At 67.5% G+C, this 3,503-nt stretch carries 4 protein-coding genes; 2 read left to right on the top strand and 2 right to left on the bottom strand.

What is annotated here, in order from left to right; all coding sequences use genetic code 11:
* Positions 1-787: MraY family glycosyltransferase (locus tag ABIR74_RS11805; protein ID WP_348178336.1), on the bottom strand; the 787-nt coding region annotated here is incomplete at its 3' end.
* A 97-nt stretch (positions 788-884) separates the two neighbouring features.
* Between ABIR74_RS11805 and ABIR74_RS11800 the strand changes: the two genes are divergently transcribed.
* Positions 885-1,685, top strand: a complete 801-nt coding sequence (locus ABIR74_RS11800) for an ABC transporter permease (RefSeq protein WP_348178334.1) — start codon at positions 885-887, stop codon at positions 1,683-1,685.
* Here the strand turns inward: ABIR74_RS11800 and ABIR74_RS11795 are convergent.
* On the bottom strand, positions 1,648-2,466 hold the full coding sequence (locus tag ABIR74_RS11795) for a hypothetical protein (RefSeq protein ID WP_348178332.1): 819 nt from the start codon (positions 2,464-2,466) through the stop codon (positions 1,648-1,650). The two genes, ABIR74_RS11800 and ABIR74_RS11795, sit on opposite strands and share 38 nt — an antisense overlap.
* A gap of 161 nt (positions 2,467-2,627) precedes the next feature.
* Here ABIR74_RS11795 and hemE point away from each other — a divergent pair.
* Positions 2,628-3,503 (top strand): uroporphyrinogen decarboxylase (gene hemE / locus ABIR74_RS11790; protein WP_348178330.1); only part of this gene is annotated, 876 nt, incomplete at its 3' end.

Raw genomic sequence — 3,503 nt, 5'->3', positions numbered from 1 at the left:
CGGAACGCAGACGGAGGGCTGTCACGAGCGTGGTGTCCAGGATCGGCACGGCAAGGATCAGAACGGGGAGAGCGAGCGTCGCGATCGTCGTTCCTGCCTCCTTGTACGACGCCATCAGGCCGAGCGTCGCAAGCACGAGCCCGATCAGCTGGCTGCCGGAGTCTCCCATGAAGACCCGGGCCGGGCCGCTGAGCCGGAGGTTGTAGGGAATGAACCCGACGAGCGCAAGCGCGAGGCTCATGGCGACGATGAAGATGTCGCGGTTCGGAGCGACGAAAGCGGCCGAGAGGGCAAAGCACGAGGCGGCAACGATGCCCAGGCTCCCGGCCAGCCCGTCCATGTTGTCGAGAAGGTTGAAGGCGTTCGTCAGGCCTACGAGCCAGACAATTCCGAGCGCCCAACCAAGGGCCGAGTTCGAGACGAACTCGACCGAGATCGAGCTTTGCATGATGACGATCGCAGCCGCCAGCTGGGCTCCGAGCTTGGCGGCGGGGTGGAGCTGGACGATGTCGTCGAGGAGGCCGAACCCGAACACGATCGCGCCGCCCGCGATCACAGCGAACAGTTCGCCGGGGATCCCCACGGGGCCGAGCGCTGTTGCCGCTGCGACGGCGGCGACGAAGCCCGCGAAGATTCCGATGCCGCCGAATGCCGGTGTCGGGCTCGTGTGCCAGCGATCGGGGCGCGGATCGGCCCCGAACCGGGTCAGGGCGCGGGGCCAGTGCAGCAGGCCGGCGATCGTGAGAAACGCGATCGGTGCCGCCGCGATCGCGACGACGAGGTTCACGGCAGCCGAGGTGAGGACGATGGTCTCATCGATCGGGAAGCCTAGCCCTCTCGGTGGGCGGACACGGCCGAGCCAACATCCCCCGTACAATCCACCGGTGGCCGTCTACGCCGACCTGATCCGCTACCGCGAGCTCTTCGCGAGCCTGTTCCAGCGGGATCTGCGGGCGAAGTACAAGGGCTCGGTGCTCGGACTCTTCTGGACGCTAGCGCTGCCGGTGACGTTGATGCTCGTCTACCTCGTCGTCTTCTCGGTGATGTGGAAGTCGCCCACGACCGATGTCGACAACTACTGGTTGTTTCTTCTCTGCGGGCTGCCGCCGTGGGTCTTCTTCGCGACGTCGCTCCAGTCGTCGGCTCGCAGCCTGCTCGAGAACGCGAGCCTGATTCGCAAGGTTCGCTTCCCGCGGCAGCTCGTGCCTCTCTCGATCGTGGCCACGCAGCTCGTCGGTTTCGTCGTGATGACCGCGATCGTCTTCGTGCTCGCGATGATCGTGATTCCCGATTCCCGGTCGACGGCGTGGCTCGTGTTCCCGTTCGCGGCGGTGATCGTCGCGTTCGTCTCGGGCCTTTCGCTCGCCGTTGCGGCCGCGAACGCGATCTACCGCGACATCGAGTTCGTCGTTGCAGCGCTTCTGCTGCCGCTGTTCTTCCTCACGCCGATCCTCTACAGCCTCGCTGAGCTTCCCGGCGCGGCCGACCATCCCTGGCTGCTCGACCTGCTGCAGTGGGGCAATCCTCTGACGCCTGTCGTCGAGTGCTTCCGGGCGCCGCTCTTCCTGGGGGAGGTGCCGTCGACCGCCAACCTTGCATACCTCCTTATCGAGACGCTCGTTGCGCTCGCCCTCGGAGCCGCTGTGTTCAACGCCGTCGACGATCGGATCGCGGCGGAAGTCTGATCGAGGTCCGGCCGTCGAAGAGCGCGTCAGGACCCTGATACGACGGCAAGCCGAGGTACTCCGTCGGCTCCGCGCCGGCGAGAAGCGAGGGCAGGAGCAGTGGGAGCGAGAAGCGGGGATTGCGGCCCCCGTCGACGTTCCAGGGGGCGAGCTCCGGGTCTCGGTTTCCGGGAACGATCGCGGGACCTACCGCCGTCCATCCCTCGGCATGAGCATCGAGGACGCGCGTCGACCAGCCGGCGTCTGGTGCCGCGCCTGGCACGAGGTGCGCGATCGCGACGGCGTCAGTCGTGACGACAGGCTCGTCCAGGGCGGCGAGGGCGGCCGCGGTGACGGCGTCGTCGCCACCGACGATCCGAACGCCGAGCCGACGCTCGCTGATGCGTGGTGCGACGTCGACGTCGATCTGCAGCGGAGTGCAGCCGATCTCCTCGAACCAGAACCTGTGCTCCTCGACGAGGTCGAATGCGAGCCGGTACGCGCCGGGCGGCCTCGGTGCCGTGACCGAGAGCTGGATCTCGACCTGCTCCCCTGGCGCGACTGGATGCGAGAAGGGTGTCCGCGGCCCATCCCAGACGATCGGGTTCCCCAGAGGATCGAGCCAGTGAAAGGAGACCTGGACTCCGTTCGTTCCCCTCGAGACCCAGGTTGCCGTACCCGCATTCTCGAGCGACACGGATGCCGTCGCCGTCACGCCGGCGCGTTGGGGCTCGAGTGACCACGCGAGCCAGCGTGGGGCCAGAGGGCCGCCTGGAATGGGGTGCTCACCGACGCGATGCACGATGGGGGCTACTCTAGAGCCTTGTGGCATTACGTTTTGCTGGCTTGCCCCACAGGCAAGTGGAGCTCTCGTTCGCTCCCGGGACGGGCATCCGCCCGTCCCCTACGGGGTTCCGTCCGCAGGGGCGTACGGGGTTCCGGTCGCAGGAGCCGTCCGACCTCGTGAGCGAGCCGCTTCTCGTGCGCGCCGCAAGGCGCGAGGAAGTCGAGCGGACGCCGGTGTGGTTCATGCGCCAGGCGGGCCGGTCGCTTCCGGAATACCGCGCGATCCGCGCGAAACACGCGTTCTTCGAAGTCGCCCATACACCCGAGCTCTGCGCGGAGGTGACGCTCCAGCCCGTGAGACGCCACAACGTCGACGCTGCGGTGATGTTCGCCGACATCATGACCCCTGTCCTCGGGATGGGCATCGACGTTCGCCTCGTGGAGGGCGTCGGTCCGGTGATCGACGATCCCATCCGGACGCTCGCTGATGTGGAGCGACTGACCGTTCCGGATCCCGAAGAGGCGTTCGCACCGGTTCTCGAGGCCGTGCGCCTCGTGCGGGCAGCGCTTCGCCCAGACCAGGCCGTCATCGGCTTCTGCGGCGGGCCGTTTACCGTAGCGGGGTATCTCGTCGAGGGGAAGCCGAGCCGCGAGTTCGCGCTGACGAAGAGCATGATGCTCGGTGAGCCCGAGGTGTGGGACGCGCTCCTCGAGAAGCTGTCAGCGACGTTCGCCGCCTACGTCGCGGCGAAGGTGAGCGCGGGCGCCGACGTGATCCAGCTCTTCGACTCCTGGGTGGGAGCGCTTTCGCCGGTGCACTACCGCGACTACGTCGCACGGCACTCGGCGCGTGTCCTTGCCGCCGTCGATGTTCCGACGATCCACTTCGGCACGGGCACGGCGACGCTGCTCGAGGAGATGGCGGCGGCGGGCGGTGACGTGATCGGTCTGGACTGGCGGATCCCACTCGACGTTGGCTGGGCAACCGTTCCCGATCGAGCCGTGCAGGGCAATCTCGACCCGGCCGTCCTTCTCGCCCCGTGGGAGGTGGTC

Origin of the sequence: Gaiella sp. (assembly GCF_039915195.1) — a bacterium.
Lineage (GTDB): Bacteria > Actinomycetota > Thermoleophilia > Gaiellales > Gaiellaceae > Gaiella.
The sequence above is the reverse complement of the archived record's forward strand: the minus strand, read 5'-3'. Positions and strand labels throughout refer to the sequence as shown.